General features: G+C 66.3%; 25 protein-coding genes and 1 tRNA gene. 10 read left to right on the top strand and 16 right to left on the bottom strand.

Annotated elements, in window-relative coordinates; genetic code table 11:
- Positions 1-411 precede the first annotated feature (411 nt).
- The 3 genes from ACV7JP_RS17225 to ACV7JP_RS17215 all read left to right on the top strand — a co-directional run bounded on the left by ACV7JP_RS17225 (position 412) and on the right by ACV7JP_RS17215 (position 1,135).
- Positions 412-636 (top strand): hypothetical protein, encoded by a 225-nt coding sequence (locus tag ACV7JP_RS17225; protein WP_457796876.1) that lies wholly within the window; start codon positions 412-414, stop codon positions 634-636.
- A 16-nt stretch (positions 637-652) separates the two neighbouring features.
- Positions 653-802, top strand: coding sequence for a hypothetical protein (locus ACV7JP_RS17220; RefSeq protein ID WP_457796875.1), 150 nt, complete (start codon positions 653-655; stop codon positions 800-802).
- A 141-nt stretch (positions 803-943) separates the two neighbouring features.
- Positions 944-1,135, top strand: a complete 192-nt coding sequence (locus ACV7JP_RS17215) for a hypothetical protein (protein ID WP_457796874.1) — start codon at positions 944-946, stop codon at positions 1,133-1,135.
- 127 nt (positions 1,136-1,262) lie between these two features.
- On the opposite strand, the gene ACV7JP_RS17210 is transcribed toward ACV7JP_RS17215, so the two are convergent.
- The 4 genes from ACV7JP_RS17210 to ACV7JP_RS17195 form a co-directional block, all read right to left on the bottom strand.
- A complete protein-coding gene (locus tag ACV7JP_RS17210; RefSeq protein WP_457796873.1) occupies positions 1,263-1,736 on the bottom strand; it encodes a hypothetical protein in 474 nt (157 codons plus the stop codon).
- On the bottom strand, positions 1,723-2,019 hold the full coding sequence (locus ACV7JP_RS17205) for a hypothetical protein (protein WP_457796872.1): 297 nt from the start codon (positions 2,017-2,019) through the stop codon (positions 1,723-1,725). The genes ACV7JP_RS17210 and ACV7JP_RS17205 overlap by 14 nt, the downstream gene beginning before the upstream one ends.
- Positions 2,020-2,185: 166 nt before the next feature.
- Positions 2,186-2,263 (bottom strand) — tRNA-Pro (locus tag ACV7JP_RS17200).
- A 43-nt stretch (positions 2,264-2,306) separates the two neighbouring features.
- Positions 2,307-2,945: a MerR family transcriptional regulator gene (locus tag ACV7JP_RS17195; protein ID WP_457796871.1), complete on the bottom strand. Its 639-nt coding sequence runs from the start codon at positions 2,943-2,945 to the stop codon at positions 2,307-2,309.
- A 288-nt stretch (positions 2,946-3,233) separates the two neighbouring features.
- Here ACV7JP_RS17195 and ACV7JP_RS17190 point away from each other — a divergent pair, with 288 nt between their 5' ends.
- From ACV7JP_RS17190 to ACV7JP_RS17175, 4 genes are read left to right on the top strand one after another with little or no spacing between them, the layout of a single operon-like run.
- Positions 3,234-4,343: a COX15/CtaA family protein gene (locus tag ACV7JP_RS17190; protein ID WP_457796870.1), complete on the top strand. Its 1,110-nt coding sequence runs from the start codon at positions 3,234-3,236 to the stop codon at positions 4,341-4,343.
- Between the two features lie 13 nt (positions 4,344-4,356).
- On the top strand, positions 4,357-5,289 hold the full coding sequence (locus ACV7JP_RS17185) for a TIGR04222 domain-containing membrane protein (protein ID WP_457796869.1): 933 nt from the start codon (positions 4,357-4,359) through the stop codon (positions 5,287-5,289).
- Entirely contained in the window at positions 5,249-6,112 is an 864-nt protein-coding gene (locus ACV7JP_RS17180; RefSeq protein WP_457796868.1) for a DUF692 domain-containing protein, read from the top strand. Before ACV7JP_RS17185 ends, ACV7JP_RS17180 begins: the two co-directional genes overlap by 41 nt.
- Positions 6,103-6,660, top strand: coding sequence for an Os1348 family NHLP clan protein (locus ACV7JP_RS17175; RefSeq protein ID WP_457796867.1), 558 nt, complete (start codon positions 6,103-6,105; stop codon positions 6,658-6,660). The genes ACV7JP_RS17180 and ACV7JP_RS17175 overlap by 10 nt, the downstream gene beginning before the upstream one ends.
- Positions 6,661-6,774: 114 nt before the next feature.
- Here the strand turns inward: ACV7JP_RS17175 and ACV7JP_RS17170 are convergent, their stop codons facing one another.
- A complete protein-coding gene (locus ACV7JP_RS17170; protein ID WP_457796866.1) occupies positions 6,775-7,182 on the bottom strand; it encodes a flagellar export protein FliJ in 408 nt (135 codons plus the stop codon).
- 180 nt (positions 7,183-7,362) lie between these two features.
- Between ACV7JP_RS17170 and ACV7JP_RS17165 the strand changes: the two genes are divergently transcribed.
- On the top strand, positions 7,363-7,830 hold the full coding sequence (locus ACV7JP_RS17165; RefSeq protein ID WP_457796865.1) for a cupin domain-containing protein: 468 nt from the start codon (positions 7,363-7,365) through the stop codon (positions 7,828-7,830).
- A 105-nt stretch (positions 7,831-7,935) separates the two neighbouring features.
- On the opposite strand, the gene pqqE is transcribed toward ACV7JP_RS17165, so the two are convergent.
- The 3 genes from pqqE to pqqB all read right to left on the bottom strand — a co-directional run bounded on the left by pqqE (position 7,936) and on the right by pqqB (position 11,420).
- Positions 7,936-9,396, bottom strand: a complete 1,461-nt coding sequence (pqqE, locus tag ACV7JP_RS17160; protein ID WP_457796864.1) for a pyrroloquinoline quinone biosynthesis protein PqqE — start codon at positions 9,394-9,396, stop codon at positions 7,936-7,938.
- A 339-nt stretch (positions 9,397-9,735) separates the two neighbouring features.
- The gene (gene pqqC / locus ACV7JP_RS17155; protein WP_457796863.1) at positions 9,736-10,494 is read right to left on the bottom strand and encodes a pyrroloquinoline-quinone synthase PqqC; all 759 of its coding nucleotides are present in this window, start codon (positions 10,492-10,494) and stop codon (positions 9,736-9,738) included.
- Entirely contained in the window at positions 10,491-11,420 is a 930-nt protein-coding gene (gene pqqB / locus ACV7JP_RS17150; RefSeq protein ID WP_457796862.1) for a pyrroloquinoline quinone biosynthesis protein PqqB, read from the bottom strand. The genes pqqC and pqqB overlap by 4 nt, the downstream gene beginning before the upstream one ends.
- A 467-nt stretch (positions 11,421-11,887) precedes the next feature.
- Here pqqB and ACV7JP_RS17145 point away from each other — a divergent pair, with 467 nt between their 5' ends.
- Positions 11,888-13,063 carry an alpha/beta hydrolase gene (locus tag ACV7JP_RS17145; protein WP_457796861.1) on the top strand — a complete coding sequence of 392 codons (1,176 nt, stop codon included), beginning with the start codon at positions 11,888-11,890 and terminating at the stop codon, positions 13,061-13,063.
- Between the two features lie 513 nt (positions 13,064-13,576).
- Positions 13,577-13,879 (top strand): hypothetical protein, encoded by a 303-nt coding sequence (locus ACV7JP_RS17140; protein WP_457796860.1) that lies wholly within the window; start codon positions 13,577-13,579, stop codon positions 13,877-13,879.
- Between the two features lie 30 nt (positions 13,880-13,909).
- Here the strand turns inward: ACV7JP_RS17140 and ACV7JP_RS17135 are convergent, their stop codons facing one another.
- From ACV7JP_RS17135 to ACV7JP_RS17100, 8 genes are all read right to left on the bottom strand, one after another.
- On the bottom strand, positions 13,910-14,710 hold the full coding sequence (locus ACV7JP_RS17135; RefSeq protein WP_457796859.1) for a CDP-alcohol phosphatidyltransferase family protein: 801 nt from the start codon (positions 14,708-14,710) through the stop codon (positions 13,910-13,912).
- Between the two features lie 11 nt (positions 14,711-14,721).
- The gene (locus ACV7JP_RS17130; RefSeq protein WP_457796858.1) at positions 14,722-15,420 is read right to left on the bottom strand and encodes a phosphatidylserine decarboxylase; all 699 of its coding nucleotides are present in this window, start codon (positions 15,418-15,420) and stop codon (positions 14,722-14,724) included.
- Between the two features lie 276 nt (positions 15,421-15,696).
- Complete coding sequence (locus ACV7JP_RS17125; protein WP_457796857.1) at positions 15,697-16,908, bottom strand: molybdopterin molybdotransferase MoeA; 1,212 nt, start codon at positions 16,906-16,908, stop codon at positions 15,697-15,699.
- Positions 16,909-17,130: 222 nt separating this feature from the next.
- A complete protein-coding gene (gene moaC / locus ACV7JP_RS17120; protein ID WP_457796856.1) occupies positions 17,131-17,607 on the bottom strand; it encodes a cyclic pyranopterin monophosphate synthase MoaC in 477 nt (158 codons plus the stop codon).
- A 54-nt stretch (positions 17,608-17,661) separates the two neighbouring features.
- Positions 17,662-18,453: an indole-3-glycerol phosphate synthase TrpC gene (gene trpC / locus ACV7JP_RS17115; RefSeq protein WP_457796855.1), complete on the bottom strand. Its 792-nt coding sequence runs from the start codon at positions 18,451-18,453 to the stop codon at positions 17,662-17,664.
- A gap of 273 nt (positions 18,454-18,726) precedes the next feature.
- Positions 18,727-19,746, bottom strand: a complete 1,020-nt coding sequence (gene trpD / locus ACV7JP_RS17110; RefSeq protein WP_457796854.1) for an anthranilate phosphoribosyltransferase — start codon at positions 19,744-19,746, stop codon at positions 18,727-18,729.
- Positions 19,747-19,804: 58 nt separating this feature from the next.
- Positions 19,805-20,413 (bottom strand): anthranilate synthase component II, encoded by a 609-nt coding sequence (locus tag ACV7JP_RS17105; protein WP_457796853.1) that lies wholly within the window; start codon positions 20,411-20,413, stop codon positions 19,805-19,807.
- Positions 20,414-20,546: 133 nt separating this feature from the next.
- Positions 20,547-21,647 carry a site-2 protease family protein gene (locus ACV7JP_RS17100; protein WP_457796852.1) on the bottom strand — a complete coding sequence of 367 codons (1,101 nt, stop codon included), beginning with the start codon at positions 21,645-21,647 and terminating at the stop codon, positions 20,547-20,549.
- Between the last annotated feature and the right edge of the window lie 62 nt (positions 21,648-21,709).

The following is a 21,709-nucleotide window of genomic DNA, read 5'->3' as shown; positions in this document are numbered from 1 at the left end:
TCAAGCCGTCTTCGCGATTGCGACAATTTACTCAACCGCCGCCGATTCCCTCGATAATGCGGCCGGCGCCATCGCAGCGCGGGCAGGGCGCGTCGATCCGCGCGCCGGTCGCGGGATCGGTCTTCTTTCCGCTCCCATGGCATTCCGGACAGACGTCCTCGCCCGTTCCCGGCGCGCCGGGGGGCGGGTCGTCTTCAGGGGTTCGCTGGCGTGGAGGGAGGTTGGGTTGCATCGCTTGCGCCGCCTTCGAAGGGAACGACGCATGAGATAGGGCGGCGGGCGGCGCGCGCCGAAGCGGCGAATTTCGACGGCTCGGGCGCGGCGCCTTGCCGCGCAAGGCTGTCATCCGGCTGTCACCGGACGAGCGAATGCTCGCCTCAGCCATCTTGCCTCAAATCAAGGAGGCGCCGGATGCCCAAGCTTATCTCCGCGCTGACCGCCCTCATTGTCGGCTATCTCGACGGCGCGGGGCTCGGGGCCGCTTCATACGACGCCCTTGCCGGCCTGGGGCCGGACAAGGACCTGAAAATCGCCCTCGTCGCGGGATTGGTGATGGGACCCCTGGGCGCGCTGCTCGGTCTGCTTTTCGCGCTGATGCAGCCGTCCGGCGCGGAGCCGGCGAAACCCGCCGAATAACGATGGAGAGTCCGCAATGCTCGGCGAACTGATCGGAGCCGCGCTGCTGATCCATGGCCTGGTCGGCGCCGAGGCTTCGAGCGCCATGAGGCAGGGACTGCTCATCCTCGGCGCCCTCGCCATCATGGCGCGGATCAGGTCGAAATCACGCGCCGGCCGCGCATAGAGGAACGCCTGAAGGCGCGCCATCGCCTTGCATCCGTTCGAACGGCGCGCCCTTGCGGCAAGCTTATTGCTCGCGCGCGCAGGCGCGCGCTTCTTCGTGCATCTTTCCGACAAAAGCGCCAAGAACGTAAGGGAGAAGGAAATGGCTGAGGAGAAGGTTACGGTCGAGCAATTGCCCAATGGGAAATGGGCCTGCTTCCTTCATTTGCCGGGCCATGACGAGCCCATCAATCTGGGCCGCGAGTTCAAGAACGACGAGATGGCCGAGAACTGGCTCAACGTGTCGGAATCCGTCACCGCGATCGAGATGATGGTGCGGAAGCACAAGAAATAGCCGCTCACCCAGCGCTATCTTCGTAGAATGAAAGCGCCCCGCGCGTGACGCGCCGGGGCGCGTTTCATGGGGCGTTCGGTAAATGGATGTCGGAGCGTCGTGAAAAGGTGGCCTTTCGATATCGGAATCAGACTCGCCGCTGTTTTAGCAGCACATAGGCGGCAAATGCGCGCTTATCCTTCATTTTGGCGGTTTTAAATTTAACTATGGCTTGCTCTGTAATGGCTATGTCCAGAACTACCTCAGATTTATATATTTTGTAGTCTGGGTCATAATCAGCCTTATGCCTTTTTGTCTGCATCGTGACGAATGTGTTCGCGAAGTCTTGTATCTCAATTTGGAATGTAGATATTTTGTTATTCTCGCAAGCCTGTTTTGCATATCCGTGGTCGAGAGCCCGATATACTTGGGTCCAAGCCGGCTCGCTGCGAAGCGAATTTGATCCGCCAATCAACAAGTCTGCGCAGCAGCGAGCGAGAGTATGGAATAACGCATAATAGGCCGTGCTTTCCGCGCGTAAGAGATTTGATTGACGTGGCTTCCGAGCGCCGTTGGCTTCAGCCAAATCTCTTGCAGTGGCGATAAGATCAAGCGCATCCAAGCCTTGTATCTCTGTCTTTGTTTGAAATAAATGAGAATAAGGGAAAGGCGTCTCTTCCCATCTCGCGCAATTTAGGCCGAACATGCCGAACAGCGCCCGACAGCTTGCTCGCATTCACGTCTATTTCGGCTCCCTCGAAGACGACATCGATGCGCAAGAATTCATTCCCATCGGAATCGACCTCCGACGTGGCGCAAATATCCACGATTTTTATATCCTCGAAATCGTCGCTCAACGCATCTTTCACGATGCGCTCGATTTCAGGATCGTGGTCGCCGGTCATGGCTCGTTCGTCTCCTATCGAAAGAAGCTATGCTTGAGCCGAAGGGTCGACAAGGCCGTTAACTTTTTTGCCGATTTCGGGAGAATATAAAATCTTTCCCTTGGCGCGACTGGATTTTCAAAGGCGGCCAATCAAACGATAAAGGCCAAGTTACTGCCTGTAAACATGGTCGGAGTGGCGGGATTCGAACCCACGACCCCTTGTCCCCCAGACAAGTGCGCTAACCGGGCTGCGCTACACTCCGACTGGCCGTCCTTATAGAGAGGCGAGGGGCCTCTGGCAACGGGTCAGCGGCGCGTGAGGTTGAGGAGTCTTTTGCATTCCTCGATTTCCGTCAGAACCTCGCGCAGGAGCTGCGCCTGCTCCTGATCCAGCCGCCGCGTGACGACGACGGGCGCGTTGAAGACCGGGGCGGGGGGCGCGATCGGCGGCGGCTGAGGGATTTCAATCGTGGGCTCGGGGGAGGGCGGCGGCTCGACCGGGGGCGCGGCCGGCGGCGGCTCGGGCAGGTCGAGCGACGCCTGCTTTGGCGGCTCGGGCGCGAAATCCGGAATTTCGGGTTCGACTCGGGCCGTATCCGGCGCGGGGGCGGCGGGCGCGGACGGCGCGCGCGGCGGCGATTCGCCGCTCTGGCGCCGGCGCACATCGGCGATGACGCCGTCGACGCCCTGCTCCTTGAGGATGCGCTGCACCCCCTTGATCGTATAACCCTCGCGGTAGAGCAGGTGGCGGATCGCCTCCACGAGCTCGATGTCGCGGGGCCGGTAGAAACGGCGCCCGCCCGCGCGCTTGACCGGATCGATCTCCTTGAAGCGGGTCTCCCAGAAGCGCAGCACATGCTGCGGCAGGTCGAGATGCTCCGCGACCTCTCCAATCGTGCGCAGCGTGGCGATCTCTTCCCTCGATATCGCGCCTCTCGCGGCCACCTTCGATCCCCGACTCAACCAGCGGCGTCATTCTTACATCGCGGGGCGGAATCCTTTCAGTCCAAAATCGCAGGTCGATCGCGTGCATGCCGGACGCGAGCAAATCGCCCGCTCACGGCTACCGCATGCGCACATCCCGAAAGCCGCCAACGCCGTCATGGCCGGGTTTGTCCCGGCCATGACGGCGATGCTGTTCGTCCGATGCATTGTTCAAAATCGAAGGGGTGTGGACAAGCGTGGCGGCCATCCCTTAACTGCCGCGGTCGGGAAATCCTTCAGGCGAGCGCAATGGAAGATTGGCTTCTCTTTCCCCATCCCGTGCCCGAGGTACGGCATCACGCGACGGAGCGGAACGCCGTCGCCGTGCGCAACTGGCTCTGGGCCGTCGTGGCGCTGGTCTTTCTGATGGTGATCGTCGGCGGCGCCACGCGGCTCACCGAATCCGGCCTCTCCATCGTCGAATGGAAGCCCGTCACCGGCGCGATCCCGCCGCTCTCCGAGAAGGAATGGGCGCAGGCTTTCGAAGATTACAAGCAGATCCCCCAATACAGGGAATTGTTTCCGGATATGGACCTCGCCGGATTCAAGTTCATCTACGCCTGGGAATGGGCGCATCGATTGCTCGGGCGCCTGATCGGCGTCGTCTTCGCCGTTCCCCTCGTCTGGTTCTGGGCGACGAAGCGGCTGCCATCCTCGGTGAAGCCGAAGCTCGTCGGAATTCTCGCGCTGGGCGCGCTGCAGGGCGGCGTCGGCTGGTGGATGGTCTCCTCCGGCCTCGTCCATCGCACAGAGGTGGCGCAGGAGCGGCTCGCCATCCATCTCATCATCGCCGCCTTCATCTTCTCCTCCTGCCTCTGGGTGGCGGGCGGCCTGGGACCGCGCAGGGAATCGAGCGCGCACGACCATATCGGGCGACTGCGCGCCGCCGGGCTCGCCATTCTCGCGCTCGTCTTCGTGCAGCTCTTCATGGGCGGCGTCGTCGCCGGCCTGCGCGCCGGGCTCGTCGAGAACACCTGGCCTCTGATCGGCGGCGCCTTCATTCCCTCGGCGGACGTGCTGTTCCCGAAGGAGCCATGGTGGTCGAACATCGTCGACACGCCCGTCACCGCGCAATTCTTCCACCGCATGATCGCCTATGCGATCTTTGCGGCCGCGGCGCTGCATCTCGTCGACGCGCTGATGAATGCGGGCGGCAGGGCGCGCAGCGGCGCGATCATTCTCTTCGGGCATGTGGTCGGGCAGATCGCGCTGGGCGTTGCGACGCTGCTCCTCGTCGAGCCGCCTTACGCCGGCGCGCCGCATATTCTGCTCGCGCTGGCGCATCAGGCCTTGGGCATGGGCGTGCTCGCCGTGGCGACGCTGCAGGCGCGCCGGCTCGTCGACGACCTCAGGGAATAAGGGAGCAGGCGCCGTGGAGAAGCTTCCCTTCCTCAATCTGCCGGGGCCGGAATTTCTCAACGTCTTCGGGGCGCTCGCGATCGTCGTGCTCGTCGCGGGCTGGCTGCTCATCCGCTTCGCGGATCGGACCGGCGGCGCGCCGCCGCCGCCCGTGCCGCAGAATCCGGACCCTGTCGCGATCGCGTTTCTGCAGGGCGGCGTGAACCAGGTCATCCGCATGATCTGCTACGATCTCGTGCAGCGCGGCTATGCGGCGCTCGGTCCGGACGACAGAATCGCGCCGACCAAGAAACGTCCCGAGCCCGGCGCGCTCGACGCCATGGAGCGCCGCGTGCTGGAGTCGATCCGGGCGAAGCCCAAGGCGCACCAGCTTTTCGCCGATCGCGCGCAGCGGCGGGAGTTGCTGGCGCAGCTCGAGCCGGTGCGCGCAAGGCTCGCCGCCGAGAATCTGGTGAAGCCCGACTCGGTGAAGGCGTGGCGGACGCGCGTGCAGGTCGTCGGCGCGCTGTTGCTCGTCGGTTTCGCCGGCGCGAAAATTTATGTCGCGCTCACCACCGGCCACACGAATGTCTCCTATCTGATCTTCCTGTGCATCGCCGCGGTGCTGGCCCTCTTCGTGCTCTGCTATGCCGCGACGCGCAGCCATGCGAGTCGTCGCGGGCAAGCCTATCTCGAGGCGATGAAGCTCGCTTATAAGCCGCGTCTCGACGAGGCGCTTCTCGAGCTTGGCGCGCCGGCGCCGACAAAGGCCTTCGAAGGCGCGTCGCTCTTTCTCATCGGGCTTTACGGTTTCTCCGTGCTCAAGGGCACGGCCGACGCGGCCTTCGCCGAGCATTTCAAGCGCGCCTCGGGCGATGGCGGGGGCGGTTGCGGCTCGAGCTGCGGCGGCTCCTGCGGCAGCGGCGATGGCGGCGGCGGTTGTGGCGGCTGCGGCGGTGGAGATTGAGCTCCCCGCGCTCGGCTCGGGGCTGGGCTATCGGCCGCCTTTTCGCGCCGATCTCTTCGCCAATCGATCCCGCGTGGATTTCCTGGAGATCGTCGCCGATCACTATTTCGACGCGCCGCCTGAGAAGCTGCGCGAGCTCGATCTGCTGCGCGCGCATTTCCCGATCGTCGCGCATGGGCTCGATCTCTCGCTCGGCTCGGCCGAAGGGATCGACGGCGCCTATCTCGACAAATTCGCCGCGCTGATCGAGCGCGTCGATCCGCCCTGGTGGAGCGAGCATCTCTGCTTCACGCGCGCGGGCGGCGTCAATATCGGCCATCTCGCCGCTCTGCCCTATACTCAGGAGGCGATCGACGCCGTCGCGCGCAATGTCGAGACGGTAAAGAGGCGCATCAGGGCGCCGCTCCTGCTCGAAAACATCACGACGGTCGTGCGCGCGCCCGGCGCGGAGATGGACGAGCCGGAATTTCTCGCGCGCGCGCTCGACGCCACCGGCTGCTTCTGGCTCTGCGACGTCGCCAATCTCCATGCCAACGCCGTCAATCACGGCGTCGACATCGACGCGACCTTCCAGCGCTGGCCTTGGGATCAACTCGTGCAAATTCACTATGCGGGCGGGCGATGGCGCGACGGCGCGCTGATCGACAGCCATGACGCGGCGACGAGCGACGCGGTCTGGGCGCTCTATGACCGCGTCGTCGCGCGGGCGCCGGCGAAGGGCGTCATCCTGGAGCGCGACGAGCGCCTGCCGCCGTTCGAGGAACTGCTCAATGAGGTCGCTCGCGCCCGCGCGACGCTTCAGGAATGCGGTCGATGGGCTTGATGCGGACGCAGGCGCTGCTCGCGCGCCTCTTCACCGACGCGAAGCTGCGGCGCGTCTTCTTCGAGGACCCGCGAGGCGCCGCGCGAGGCTTCGGCCTGTCCGAGGAAGAGGCGGAGACGCTCGCCGCGCTCGATCGGCGCGAGGTCGAGCAATTCGCGCGCAGCCTTCTCGGCAAGCGCGCGCTCGACGCGCGCAAGGTTCTGCCGCTCACGACGAGGGCGCTGGGCGAAGATTTCGACCGGCTGCTTTTTGAGGCGATCGACGGGCCGCCCTCGGCGGAGCGCCATCGCGGCGACGCGGCGGCGCTGACGCGGCTGCTCGCCTTTCGCGGGGAGCCAGCCTGGATCGGCGACCTCGCGCGCTTCGAGATGGCGTTTGTTTCGGCCGCGCGGCCCGGCGCCCTCATCCTGCTGCGCCGCTTCGCCTGGCCCGTCGACGAAATCGCGCGCCAGCTTCTCGCGGGCGCGCGCCCGCAGGCGGCTCCGCATAGGCGCTTCGGGCTTTGGCTCCGCGCGCCGGGAGGAAATTTGCATTGGCGGCTGTTTTAAGCCGCCTTCGGCGATTCGGGTTCGCCGTCATGGCGAGCGGAGCGAAGCAATCCAGCGCCGCGGCGGGGCTCTGGGTTGCGTCGTCGGCTCCGCAATGGCGGGTTGTCGCCGGGACTAAACTCCCCGCCGGAAAGCGTGCGGCATCTCGGCCTGGCGGCGTTCCGCCACGACCTCGATCATGCGCTCGGCGCCGCGATCGCGCGCTTCCTGATGCTGCGCCTTGGCGAGCTCCTCGCTCGCTTCCTTGAACTGGGTCTCCGCCTCTTCGAGCTGGCCGCGCAATTCGTTGAGCGACGCCACGATGTTGTCGCGCCGCGCGCGAGCGGCGCGGGCATAGGTGGGGTAGGCGAAATGGTTGGGGTCGGAAATATTGGCGCGCTGCTCCTCATGCGTAATCTCGCGGTCGAGATCGTTCGACATGCGCGTGAATTCCGCAATCATCGTGTTGAGCTGCACGACGCGCCGGCGCTTTTCTTCCGCTTGAAAGCGTTTCAGGCGGACAAGTGTATCCCGCGACTTCATGCCTTGGACTCCGTTACGCGACGCTTATGCAAAACAAACTCTTAACTCCGCGAGACGCGTTAAATATGCCCGCCGTAGGTTGCTCTTTGGTTACCGCGTTGGAAAAATCCAAGGGGTATCGGGCAAAAGGCTTTGCGCCGCCCTATCTGCAATCGAGGGCCGACGGAGGAGGCGGAGCCTATGCGGTCCATTGCTCTCACTTTCGGCGCCCTTTGCGCCTTTGGAGTCGGCGGCGCGCTGGCCGATGCGAGCGGCCTGCGCCGGGCCGACGGGTTGGAATGGAAACCGGCGCCGGCCGATCTGCCGAGAGGCGCGGAAATCGCCGTTCTCTTTGGCGATCCGCTGGCGTCGGGGCCTTTCGTGGTGCGGCTGCGGGCGCCGGCCGGCTATCAGGTGGCGGCGCATAAGCACCCCGATCTCGAAACCGTGACGGTGATCTCGGGCGTGCTGCGCTATGGGGAGGGCGCTCGCGTCGATCCGCGGGCGGAGACCTTCATCCATGCGGGCGACTTCCTGGCCGCTCCGGCCGGCATGAGCCACTGGATTGCGGTGAATGAGGACACGGTCGTGCAGGTGAGCGGGACAGGGCCGTGGAAAATCGACTATCTCGATCCGCGCGACAAGCCGCGCTCGGCGCAGTTGAACTGACGCCGTATCCCGCGCCGCGCCCTCGTCATTGCGAGCGCAGCGAAGCAATCCGGTAGCCGACTCCGGGTTACTTCGTCGCGCCGCCGGCCGCAGCGAGGCTTATCCTCAAACCGATTCTTCGGCCGGCGCGCTTTGCGGCGCGCCGCCGAAACGGCGGTAGACATAATCGGGCGGCGGCGCGTGCGACTCTTTCTCGGCATAGGCCGCGAAGCGCGCATGGTCGGGCGACAGGTGGCAGGCGGGGTCCGTCGCCGCCGCGTCGCCGGCGATTGCGAGGGCCTGGCAGCGGCAGCCGCCATAGTCGATCTCGCGCCGGTCGCAGGAGCGGCACGGCTCCTTCATCCAATCCGCGCCGCGATAGGCGTTGAAGGCGGCGCCGTTCCGCCAGATATCGCCGAGCTCGCGCTCGCGCACGTCGTCGAAGACAAGGCTCGGGATTGTCTGCGCGGCGTGGCAGGGCAGGGCCTTGCCGGAGGGCGTCACGACCATGATCGAGCGGCCCCAGCCGCCCGTGCATTGCTTCGGCCGCGTCGCGTAATGGTCGTGAATGACGAAGTCGAAATTGAGCACGCCTTGCAGGCGCTTTTTCGCCTCGTCGACGACGCCGACCGTCTCCATGAAGGTCTCGCGCGTCGGAATCAGCGCGGCGCGGTTTTCCTGCGCCCAGGCGTAATATTGGATATGCGCGATCTCAATGCGCTGCGCGTCGACCTCGACCGCGAAGTCGATGATCTGCGGCAGATGCGCGATGTTCTGGCGATGCATCGGCGCGTTGATGGTAAGGCCCATGCCGAGCTCGCGCGTCCAGCGCGCGACGTCGCGCTTCTTCGGCACGCCGCCTTCATAGGCTGAAATGCGGTCGGCGCTTTCGGGCGCGACGTCCTGGATCGAGACCTGAACGTGATCGAGGCCGATCTCGGCCAGGCGCTCAAGCCGCGCGCGCGTCAGCAGAACGGCGGAAGTGACGAGGTTGGTGTAGAGGCCCGCCTCGACGGCGTAGGTCAGGATCTCTTCGAGATCGCGGCGCGCGGTGGGCTCGCCGCCGGAAAGATGCAGTTGCAGCGCGCCGATCGCGGCCGCCTGCCGGAACGCCTCGCCCCATTGCGCCGCGCTCATCTCGACATTGGCGCGCTCCAGCTCCAGCGGATTGGAGCAATAGGGGCATTGCAGCGGGCAGCGATGCGTCAGCTCCGCGAGCAGCCCCGCCGGCCCGCCCGCGAAAGGCGCGATGGAGGAAGCGAAAGCCGAGAACTTCGGCGGCGCGACGGGATCGGCGCCGTCGCGCAGCAGGCGCTTGTCGGCAAGGCCTTGCAGCAGATTCGTCACGTCGCGCGTGATGACGTCGAGCGGCGCAGCGTATTGGCGCGCAAGCGTCGCGCAGAGATCGGCGATGCGCGTTTGACCGTCTATGGCTTTGAGCACGATGAGGCCGATCGGGTCGAGCTCATAGGCGCGCTCGGGCGCGAGAATGACGATGCGCTGACGCGCCCGGTCCTCATGCAGGCGCGAATAGCGCGTGAAGGCGGGGCGAGAGTCCGGGCCGATGATGTAGCGCGTCGCGGTCATTTCTTACCCGGCATTGTCAGGGTCGCCTCGCCCACTCCGTCAGCGTTCATGATGGCTCCCGTCATTGCGAGCATTTTTCGAAGTCGCACATACCCCAGCACTCCAGGGGCAGCGCAATCGGGCGAACGCTGGGCATGAGCCAATCCCTCCCCTTTACGGGGAGGGTGGCCCTGCGAAGCAGGGCCGGGTGGGGTAAAGCTCCATCAATGTAATGGCGGCGTGAACCCCACCCGGCGGTCTTCGACCGCCGACCTCCCCGTAAAGGGGAGGTATTGGGCGGCTAACGTCCAAGATTGTTATTCACCGGATCGCCCTCAATGACGGCGTACGGCCGCCGAGTTAATCCCCCGGCCGCCACGCGCCCGGCGGGATCAGTCCCGGCGTGACGTAGGCGTGATGTAAGGCGTCGAGCTGCGCCCACAAGACATCGCATTTGAAGCGCACGGCCGCGACGCAGGCTTCCTGCTCCTCGCGCGTGCGGGCGTTGTCGAGCACATAGGCGAGCGCGAATTCGGAGTCGCGCGGCGCCTGCGAGAGGCGGCGCTTGAAATAGGCCATCACATGGTCGTCGACGAAGTCGTAATTCTCCAGCATCCCGGCGATGCGCTCGCGATGGATGGAGGGCGCGAAGAGCTCGGTGAGCGAGGACGCGACGGCGACGACGAGCGGCTGCTCGACCACGAAGCGCACATAGGCCTCGACCGCGAATTTCGTCGCGGGCAGGGCGCCGTGGCGGGACGTCACATATTCGCGCGGGAAGCCGAGCGCGTCGGTCAGCACGAGCCAGCGCTCGATGCCGCCGCCTTCCTCGCCCAGGCCGTCATGGTCGTGAATGCGGTGAATCCATTCGCGGCGCAGCTCGCGGTCATGCACGCGGCTCATAAAGGCCGCATCCTTGCGCGGCACGGCCTCCTGATAGCAATAGCGGTTCAGCGCCCAGGCGGCGACCTGGTTCTTGTCCAGCTTGCCGCCATGCAGCAGCTTATGGAATTCGTGCTTGTCGTGATAGCGCTCGGCGCCGACATTGCGGATCGCGGCCTCGAAATCGGCCCTTGAAAGCGGCGCGGCGTCGCGCCAATCGGTCACGATCTGGTTCATAGCGTCACCTCCATGCCGTCCGCGCCGACCTCCCAGCCGGCCGCGCGCACGGCCGCATGTTCCTTCGAGTCGGCGTCGAGGACCGGATTCGAATTGTTGATGTGCACGTAGATTTTTCGCGCGACGTTCAGCGGCGCGAAGGCGGCGAGGGAGCCGTCTTCGCCGCTCATATTGATGTGACCCATGCGCGAGCCGGTCTTGCCGAGCAGGCCTTGCTCGATCATCTCATTCTCACGGAACAGCGTGCCGTCGAAGAAGACGAGCGCGGCGTCGCGCAGCCGGTTCGCGAGCGCTTCCTCAACCTTGGCGCAGCCGGGAATGTAGAAGAAGGACTTGCCCGTCTTCGTCTCGACGACCTCAAGGCCCAGCGTGTCGCCCGCGCTGGTGCCGAAATTGGGCGCGTTCTTGTCCTCGAGATAAAGCGCGATCTTGCCCGGCGCCGGAAAGGCGCGGATCGCGAGTCCGAGATCGACGCCGGCCCCTTTGAGCGGAATCGTCTCGTCCATACGCAATTCTATGCGCGGCACGAGCTGCGTCTGTAAAATCGTGAAGATCGGATTGGCGCCGAGCGCCTGCAGCACGCGGCCCGCCGCATAGACGGCGAAAGGCTGCGCCTCGCGCAGATTCAGCAGGCCCGCGACATGGTCCACATCGCCATTGGTGAGCGCCACGGCCTTAATCGGGCTTGCGCGGACGGGATCGCTCTCCGCAGGCGCAAGCTCCGGCGCGGCGGCGATCTGCTCGCGCAAATCGGGCGAGGCGTTCAGCAGAACCCAATTGGCGCCGTCGGCCGAGACGGCGAGAGACGATTGCGTGCGCGGCGAAAAGCCCGGCGCGCCGGCGCGCACCGCGCGGCAATTGGCGCAATTGCAGTTCCATTGCGGGAAGCCGCCGCCGGCGCCCGAGCCCAAAATCCTGATCCGCATCGCGTCTACGGCGTTTACTCGAAAAACGCCGCTCTCCCTTGTCGAGGCATTCGGGCAAATGGCGACCCGGCGATGTCGGCGCCCATACCTCCCCTTTAACGGGGAGGTCGGCGGTCGCAGACCGCCGGGTGGGGTTCGCTCGGCGACGGCGGCGGGCGGTCTTACCCCACCCGACCCCGCTTTCGCGGGGCCACCCTCTCCGTAAAGGGGAGGGATTGGCTCACGTCCGGCGTTCGCCCGAATGCTTGTCCCTTATCCTGTTCTTTTGGCCGCGCACTATGCACCCTCGGCGCGGCCGCGCAAGTGCGGCAAATTTGCCTGCTGTTAACCGGAGGCCTCAACTTTTCAGTGTGCGGCGCCAAAGGCTCGCCCCGCTTTCGTCGCTTTCTCGGGTAAGAACAGGGGCCGGCCGGGGCGCCTTCGCATGGCGGGCGGGAAAAAAATCCCGGCCGCGCTGGACCAGCCAATTGCCCAACGCTTCGCTGAAACGAATCGCTCTTCTCGCCGCGACGTTGCTTTCGGGCTGCGTCTCCGACGGCATGCGCGCGGTCGACGGCCATATGACCAACGCCGCGTCCTTCGTCGCGGGGCCGCAGGGCGAGCCCAGCCGCGTGCCGCTCTTCGTCGCCTCGACGCGGCGAGGGGAGGGGGCCGCGGATGACGGGCGCCCGCATTTCTCGCTGACCGCCATCGGCGTGCCGCAGAACCATCGGCCGGGCGCGGTGGAGCGGCCGAGCTTCGGCGGCGCGGACAGGCGTCGCCACTTCACGATCCTCTCCAAGCGCAACATGGACGAGGAGGAGTTCTACGGCGAGCTCGCCGCCCATGTGTCGGGGCGGATCGGCAGCTCGCGCGACATTCTGCTCTATGTTCACGGCTTCAACACCAGCCATGACGAGGCGCGCTTCCGCCTCGCGCAGATTGTCGCCGATGGCGGCTTTTCGGGCGTTCCGACGCTCTTCTCCTGGAACTCGCGCGGCGGACTCTTCAACTATGAATCCGACAAGGAAGCCGCGACCGTCTCACGCGACGCGCTGGAGAAGGAGATGCTGGCGCTCGCCCGGACGCCGGGCGTCGGGCGCGTGCATATTCTCGCCCATTCCATGGGCTCCTGGCTCACCATGGAGACGCTGCGCGGCGTCGCGCTTTCGGGCCATCCCGATCTCGACGGCAAGCTCGGCGAGGTGATGCTCGCCAATCCGGACATCGACCTCAACGTTTTCCGCCAGCAGGTCGCGCGCGTCGATCCGCATCGCGTCTCGATCTTCGTCGCCAATAACGACCGCGCTTTGTCGCTCTCGTCGCGTATCGCCGGCGACCGGCCGCGATTGGGCGCCATGGACCCGGCAAAGCCGGCGGATAAGGCGGAGCTCGACCGGCTCGGCGTCGCCGTGCACGACATTTCGTCCTTCTCCACCGACTTCATCGGCCACGGCGCCTTCGCCGAGGCTCCCGACGTGGTGAAGAAGATCGGCGCCCATATCGCCGCGCCGCGCGCCCAGGACGCCGACAAGATGGCGATTCCGGATTTCCGCGCGGACGAGACCGCGGGGACGACGAACGTCCCCCAAACCCCGCCGCCGCCTCCGGCTATGGCGCAGAAGGTGGAGACCTCGCCGCTGCCGCCGGTGGCCGGACGTTGACTGGAGCGCGCCGCGATTCCGCCTAAACAATGAGCTTCGCTATGGTTCGCCCGGTCCCGCCGCGCCTTCCAGAACGATGTTTCCGCAAGGATCGTGAAGTCTCGTCCGCGGTAGCGGCCCGTACCCGTAATGAGGGCCGATGAAATCGCATCGCGGCGCGGCCGAAGCCCAGTAACCCCACCAATGAGAAGCGACATGCGGGCGACAGGGCGCACGGCCGAGAGCCGGGCCTGCGATGATGAGCGTTCCGATGAGTAAGGGAACAAAAGCTGATTTGGGCATTCGAGTCCTCCGGAGACGCCGCATTGCCCCCGAGTGCGCATCTGCTGTTATATTTCTGTCATGAAATTCTTCGAGCGAGTCCGTGCGAGTTTTTTCGATTTGCGCCGCTTCAGCGCGCCGCTCCGCTCGCAATGATGGGACGACGCTTTTCGGCTGCGCGCTCTAGCAAGTCCGGCGCGCCTCGCTAGGTCCAGTGGGGGGAAGATTCGACGAGCTGCGCCGGAGGCGGAAGTGAAAAGAATTTTCGCCGCGTTCCTGCTTCTTCCGCCAGCGTTTGTTCTTGCGGAAGAGAAGACGTTCGACTGCGTTAGGGAGAATGGCCTCGTTCAATGCGAAGCGCTGCAGGATAATGTCGGGATTCTCGGCATCGCGATCAATGGCGGAGAGTGCGTCTCTCCGCGAACCGGCCTCTATCGTTCCGCGCTGAAAAAGGGCGCCAAGTTCATGCCGCCGGGCGCCCGGGAATGTTATTACGTGCGCATGATCACGATCATCACGCGCGACGGCAAAGCGCACACTTTCCTTGCGCTGTAACTGTCCGCGCCCCTCGACGCCATTCAGAAATTACGTCTGAGATTCCGCCTTCGCCAAAGCATTATACCGCTTCACGCTGAAGGGAATCATGGCGAGGAACGCGACGCTCACCACCGCGAGCAGCTCCATCGGATAGATCGCCAGAAGCAGCGCCGTCACGCCGACGCCGAACAGCACGGGAATGACGAGGTCGCGCGGAATGCGGCCGATGCGCTTGCCGGAGAAATGCGGAATCGTGCTCGCCATCAGGAAGGCGATCGCCAGCACGTAGATGATGTAGAAGGGCACGAAGGCCTTGGAGGCCGGCAGCTCCAGCGCCGAGAAATGCAAATAGAGCGGCAGCAGCACCGTCACCGCGCCGGCGGGCGCCGGCATGCCGACGAAGAATTCCGCGTGCCAGGCGGGCTTGCCCGGATCGTCGATCATGACGTTGAAGCGCGCGAGACGCAGCGCGGCGGCGATGGCGAAGGCCAGGACGGCGAACCAGCCAAGGCCCTTGATCTCGTGGAGGCTCCACAGATAAAGCAAGAGCCCCGGCGCGACGCCGAAGTCAATGAAATCGGCGAGCGAATCGAGTTCGGCGCCGAAGCGCGACGTGCCCTTGATCGCGCGGGCGAGGCGCCCGTCCAGCCCGTCGAGCACGGCCGCCGCCATGATGGCGGTGACGGCCTTCACGAAGTCCTCTTCGATCGCGTAGCGGATCGCCGTCAGACCCATGCAGAGCGCCAGCAGCGTGACGAGGTTCGGCAGCACGACGCGGAGCGGGATGTTGCGGAAGCGCAGGCGCCGCATTTCGGGCGGCGAAAGCTGGAAACCTTGATCGTCGCTCATGCCTGCCTGCCTCAGCCGGTCTTGAAGGTAAGGGTGGGCGCGTCCGCCGTCAGATCGGCGAGCACGGTCTCGCCCGCCACGGCGCGCGTGCCGACCGCCACCATGGCGCGGGCGGATGACGGCATGTAGACGTCGACGCGCGAGCCGAAGCGGATGAGGCCGAAACGCTCGCCGACGCCAAGGCTCTCGCCCTCTTTCGCGAAGCAGACGATGCGGCGCGCCACGAGGCCCGCGATCTGCACGACGCCGAAGCGCCCGCGCGGCGTCTCGACGACGAGGCCGTTGCGCTCATTGTCCTCGCTCGCCTTGTCGAGATCGGCGTTGACGAAGAGGCCAGGCTTGTAGGCGATCTTCGCGATGCGGCCCGTGACCGGCATGCGGTTCACATGGCAGTCGAAGACGCTCATGAAGACGGAGATGCGCTGCAGCGGCTCCGCGCCCATTCCGAGCTCCTGCGGGGGCAGGAAGAAGCCGATGGAGCAGACGACGCCGTCGGCCGGCGACACGACGAGCCCGTCGCGCAGCGGCGTGACGCGCGGCGGATCGCGGAAGAAATAGACGCACCAGGCGGTGGCGATGAATCCGATCCAGCCGAGCGTCGGAGAAATCCAGTCCAGCACGAAGGCCGCGACGGCGAAGCCCGCGATGAAGACATAGCCTTCGGGATGAATGGGGACGAGGACTTTCCGGACGGAATCGATGACGGACATTGGGCGGGGCTCCCGTTGCGCGATTCTTGAGCGGCGGACGGACGTCTCTTTGCCATGTTGCAGCGCCAAAGTCACGGGCGGCGGCTCGGTCCTTCAGAGCGACCGGTTGAACGCCAATCTTGGATGGCTGGCGCCATACCTCCCCTTCGCGGGGAGGTCGCCGGTCGAAGACCGGCGGGTGGGGTTCGCGCCGCTACCATAATGCGGGGGTTCTACCCCGCCCGGCCCTGCTTCGCAGGGCCGCCCTTCCCAAAAAGGCGAGGGATTTAGCGTTCCTTACAGCCGCCAGATGCGGCAGGGCGCGCCCGCCGGCAGCGGCGCGTCGCCGGGTTCCCGGATCAATAGCGCCTGCGACCGCGCGAGCTCCGTCAGCAGCGAGGAATCCTGCATCGGCAGCGGCGTCGCGACCAGGCGTCCTTCCGCGTCCTTTACGAGCGTCGCGCGCATATAGTCGCGCCGGCCCTTATTGGCGGGGAGATCCGCGCCGGCGATGGCGGTTTCGGTCGGGTCGGCGCCCGCCTTGGGGTCGCCCTGCAAGGCGCGGATCAGCGGCGCGAGGAAGACGAGCGCGCAGACGATCGACGCCACGGGATTGCCGGGCAGGCCGAGAATATGCGCGTCGCCGAGGCGGCCGGAGATGAGCGGCTTGCCGGGCCGCATGGCGATCTTCCAGAAATCGAGCGTCATGCCCTGCCGCGCGAGCGCCGGGCGCAACAGGTCGCGGTCGCCGACCGAGGCGCCGCCCAATGTGACGAGAATGTCGGCCTTCGCTTCCCGGGCGAGGCCGATGCCGCGTTCGAGCTCGCCTAGATCGTCGCGGAACAGGCCGAGATCGGTCACCTCGGCGCCCGCTTCCTCGGCGATGGCGCCGACCGCGAAGCTGTTGCAGGCGATGATCTGGGACGGGCCGGGCTCCGCGCCGGGCGATACGAGCTCGTCGCCCGATGCGAGCAGCGCCACGCGCGGCCGGCGCGCCACGGGCAGCGTCGCATGGTTCATCGCCGCGGCGAGCGCCAGCTCGGCGAAGCCGAGCCGCGCGCCGGCCAGGAGCGCGGCCGCGCCCTCGCGGAAGTCGAGGCCGGCCTTGCGGATGTGATTGCCGGGCGCCGCGCCGGGCTTGACGCGGACGGCGCCGTCCGCGGCGTCGGCGTCCTCCTGCAGCAGAATGGCGTCGGCTCCCGCCGGCACGGGCGCGCCCGTGAAAATCCGCACCGCTTCGCCGGGTTTGAGCGTCGAGCCGTAGCCATGGCCCGCGGCGCTCTCGCCGACGAGCCTCGCCGGACCGGCGGAAAGATCGGCGGCGCGGACGGCGTAGCCGTCCATGGCGGAGACGTCGACCGGCGGCTGGGTGCGCTTCGCGACGAGATCGCGCGACAGGGTGCGCCCTCGGGCGGCGGCGAGCGCCGCCTCTTCCTCGCCGAGCCGCGCGGCGCCGGCAAGCACGCGGGCAAGGGCGTCGTCGACAGAGAGGAGCTTGTTATCGGACATGATCTAACACTCGTATCACGGTCGGGAGTCGCCAACCCTCTCCCCGCGTGCGGGGAGAGGGCAGGGTGAGGGGCAGGGCGATGCCGAGCGCGTATCGGCCGGATCGACCTGTCATCCAGAACTGTCGCCTGGCCCCTGGCCGCTCACCCTCGCTTCGCTCGACCTCTCCCCGCAAAGCCCGTCGAAAGACGGGCGTCTTTCGACGCCCTATGCGGGGAGAGGTTAATCCCGCCGCCAGTCGCCGCTTTTGCCGCCTTCCTTCGAGACGAGCTCGACGCCTTCGATGCGCATGGCGCGGTCGGCGGCTTTCAGCATGTCGTAGATCGTCAGGCAGGTGACGGAGACGGCGGTCAGCGCCTCCATCTCCACGCCCGTCTTGCCGGCGACGCCCGCCTCGGCCTCGACCCGAAGGCCGGGGAGCGAATCGTCGGGCGTAATGTCCACGGTCACGCTCGATAAAAGCAGGGGATGGCAGAGCGGAATGAGGTCGCTTGTCTTCTTCGCGGCCATGATCCCGGCGATGCGCGCGACGCCGAAGACGTCGCCCTTCTTCGCTTGCCCCGCCAAAGCGAGCGCCAAGGTCTCCGGCGCCATCACCACGCGCCCGCGCGCCCGCGCGAGCCGTTTGGTGTCCGCCTTGGCGGAGACGTCCACCATATGGGCGTTGCCGGCGGCGGAAAGATGTGAAAGTTTCGTCATGCCGGCGCTTTTGCGCCCTCGCGCCGCGCAAGACAAGGGGCGCGCCGTCGCCGGTCAGCCGTTCAGCAGCTTCCTTGTCGCCGCCTCCACGTCGTGCTGGCGCATCAGGCTTTCGCCGACAAGGAAGGCGAAAATGCGCGACTTTTCCAGCCGCAGGCAGTCGTCATGAGTCACGATGCCGCTTTCGGCGACAATGATCTTGTCGTGCGGCGCCTTCTCGGCCAGGCGCTCGCTCGTTTCGAGAGACACCGAGAAGTCATGCAGATTGCGGTTGTTGATGCCAATAAGCCGCGTCTCAAGAGCGAGCGCGCGATCCAGCTCGCGCTCGTCATGGACCTCGACGAGCACATCCATGGAAAGGTCGTGCGCGGCGGTGTTGAGCGCCTTCGCCTCCTCGTCGGAGACGGCGGCCATGATGATCAGGATGCAATCCGCGCCGTAGGCGCGCGCCTCGTAAACCTGATAGGGATCGAAGAGGAAATCCTTGCGGATCGCCGGGAGATGCGTCGCCTTGCGCGCGGCCTCCAGATCTTCGAGCCTGCCTTTGAAGGAGGGGCCGTCGGTCAGCACGGAGAGGCAGGCGGCGCCGGCCTTCTCATAGGCCCTCGCGAGCCTCGGCGGGTCGAAATCCTCGCGGATGATTCCCTTGGAAGGCGAGGCTTTCTTTATCTCGGCGATCAGCGCGATGCGGCGTTGGTTGAGCTTTGCTTCGATCGCATGAACGAAGCCGCGCGGCGGATCATGGTCGCGCACATTGCGCTGCAGCGTCGCGAGCGGCATGCGCACTTTGGCCTCCGAGATTTCGGTGCGCTTATAGGCTTCGATTCGGTCGAGAATGTCAGTCATGTCGTTCGCCTGAAGGCGCCGCGCCGCGCGGCCCCGGTGATTCAGCTAGATGAATAGCGGATCACGAGCCGCAAGCCTATCCCGCAAGAGGTCGCGCCGTCGCTGCGGGGGCCCTCATCCGACCCTCGCTGACGCGAGGGCCACCTTCTCCCGCAGGCGGGAGAAGGAAACGGCCCGAAATTTGAGAGTTACAAATCTAAGCGACCGCGACTCCTTCTCCCGTTCACGGGAGAAGGTGGCCCCTGCGTAAGCAGGGGTCGGATGAGGGCGTTCTCACCCCTCCGCATTCGAGCGCCTCACCAGCGCTTCGAGCTTTTCCGCCGCCGCGCCCGAGTCCAGCGCCCGCGCCGCGAGCGCCGCCCCCTCGCGAATATCCGCCGCGCGCTCCGCCACCACCAAAGCGATGGCGGCGTTCAGCACTGCGATGTCGCGATAGGCGTTCTTCTCGCCGGCGAGAACGGCGCGCAGAGCCTTGGCGTTATGGGCCGGGTCGCCCCCGACGAGCTGTTGCGCCGTGGCGCGGGGGAGGCCCGCATCCTCGGGCGCGATGTCGAAGGTCCGGATGACTCCGTCCTCCAGCGCCGTCACATGGGTGACGCCCGTGGTCGTCGCCTCGTCCAGCCCGTCGCTTCCGTGCAGCAGCCAGACGCGCTTCGACCCGAGCTCCCGCAGCGCTTTTGCGAGCGGCTCCAGCCAGTCGCGGGAATAGACGCCAATGGTCTGGCGCTCGACGCGGGCGGGATTGCAGATCGGCCCGAGCAGGTTGAAGATCGTGCGCACGCCCAGCTCCGCGCGCGCCGGCGCGGCGTGGCGGAGCGCGGGGTGATGCGTCGGCCCGGCCATGAAGCAGATGCCGGCGCTCTTCAGGCAGGCGGCGGCCGCGGCGGCGGAAATGCCGACCTTCACGCAGAGCTCGCCCAGGACGTCAGAGGCGCCGGACCGGGAGGAGGACGCCTTGCCGCCATGCTTGGCCACGATCGCGCCGCAGGCGGCGGCGATGATCGCGGCGAGCGTCGAGATATTATAGGTGCCGGCGCCGTCGCCGCCCGTCCCGACAATGTCGATGGCGCCGGCGGGCGCCTCGACCGGGGTCATGGCGGCGCGCATGGCTTGCGCCGCGCCGATGATCTCCTCGATCGTCTCGCCGCGCATGCGCAGGCCCATCAGGAAGGCGCCGAGCTGCGCCGGCGTCGCGGCGCCGTCGAGAATCAAGGCGAAGGCCGCGCGCGCCTCGTCGCGGGCCAGCGGATGGCCCTCGGCTAGGGTGGCGATATAGGGTTTGAAGTCGGTCATCGGGCGCTCGGCGGTCGGGCTTGGGCGGTCGTCGCGGGAGAGCTGAGGCCGCCCGCGGTCACGCCGCCTTCCGCCTCGGCCCTTCGTTCCACTCCGCCGCGAGGTCCAGGAAATTCTGCAGGATCTTATGGCCGTGCTGCGAGGTGACGCTCTCAGGGTGGAACTGCACGCCATGGGTCGGCAGCTCGTTATGCGAGAGCGCCATGATCAGCCCGTCCGGCGTCTCGGCGGTAACGCGCAGGCAGGCGGGCAGGGTCTCGCGCTTCACGACGAGCGAGTGATAGCGCGTCGCCTGGAACGGACCCTCAATGCCGCGGAACACGGCGTCGCCACTGTGCAGGATCGTCGCCATCTTGCCGTGGATCGGCAGCGGCGCGCGGATCACCTCGCCGCCAAAGACCTCGCCGATCGACTGATGCCCCAGGCACACGCCGAAGATGGGGACCGTCGCCGAAGCCGCCTCGATCAGCTCCATGCAGATGCCCGCCTCGTGCGGCGTGCAGGGGCCGGGCGAGAGGACGATGGCGTCCGGCCCGCCGGCGAGCGCGTCCGCGACGGAAACCGCGTCGTTGCGATGCACCGTGACATTCGCCCCAAGCTGGCCGAAATAATGGACCAGATTGAAGGTGAAGCTGTCGTAATTGTCGATCAGCGTGACGTTTGGCATGATGGTTCCGGGCGCGGCGTGAGCTGAATTTCCAATAGGCCGAGGGGGCGAGTTAGGCAACCTTTCCTCCGGGCGCGCCCTCATCCGACCCTCGCTGACGCGAGGGTCGGATGAGGGCGGATCGTCGGGGCGATCAGGAGGCGATCTCCCGTTTCGGAAACCGCCAGTCCGGCCGCGCGTCGCGGATCATCATGATCTCGGCGAGCGATTGCCGCGTCAGCAGTCCGACGAGCCGTCCCTCGGCGTCCACCACCCCCACGGGATCGCCGGCGTTGAGAATCGGCAGAGCGGCGTCGATCGTCTCATGCGCGCGGATGGTCGCGACCTCCTTCTTGGCGAAGGGGGCGACCGGCGCGCCGGGGTCGGAGACGCGCAGCGCCTCGACGATCTCGGCGCGGGACAGAAGGCCGGCGGGCCGCCCCGACAGGTCCACAATCGGAAAATCATCCTGCGAGGTCGCGAGCAGAACATCGACGGCCTCCCCGACGGTCGAGCCGCGATTGAGCGTCGCGATGCGGTGCTCCATGGCGTCGGCGGCGGGCAGGCCGCGCGCCGCCTCGGCCATGGTCGTCATCTGCGCCTCGCCGGCCGCCGCCATATAGACAAAGATGGCGATGAAGAGCAGCATCGGGTGGCCGAAGAGGCCTGCAAACCCCAGGAAAAACGCGAATCCCTGGCCGATCATCGCGGCGATGCGCGTCGCCTTGGCCTGGCCGAGCCACATGGCGAGCCCGGCGCGCAGAACCCTGCCGCCATCCATGGGGAAGGCGGGGATCAGGTTGAAGACGGCCAGAAAGACGTTCGTCGCGGCCAGCCGCTCGAAAATGCTGATCGAGGGATCGCTGATATGGGCCGCGTCGGCCAGATTGAAGGCGCCGGCGGCCGCGACGAGCGCCGCCGCGATGGCGATGTTCACCGCCGGCCCGGCGACGGCGATGAGCAATTCCTGATAGGGCTTTTGCGGCATGGACTCCATATCCGCCACGCCGCCGATCGGAAGCAGCGTCACCTCGGGCGAGACGATGCCGAATTGCCGGGCGGTGAGAATGTGCCCGAACTCGTGCAGCACCACGCAGACGAAAACGGCGGAGATGAACAGCACGCTCTGGCTCGCCGCCTCGGCGCCGCCGCGCTGGAAGGCGGCCATGCCGATCCAGGCCAGGAACAGCAGCAAAGTGAGATGAATCCGAACGGCCGTTCCCTTGAACGTGCCGATCGTGAAGGACCAGCGCATTGCTCCCCCGAGCGTGGTTAGCTTTTCAAGAAATAGGCGCTCCGGGCAGGTTAGGCCAGGGC

The organism is Methylocystis sp. S23 (assembly GCF_054106005.1).
Note: the sequence above shows the minus strand (reverse complement) of the source record. Positions and strands in the feature narration are given on the sequence as shown.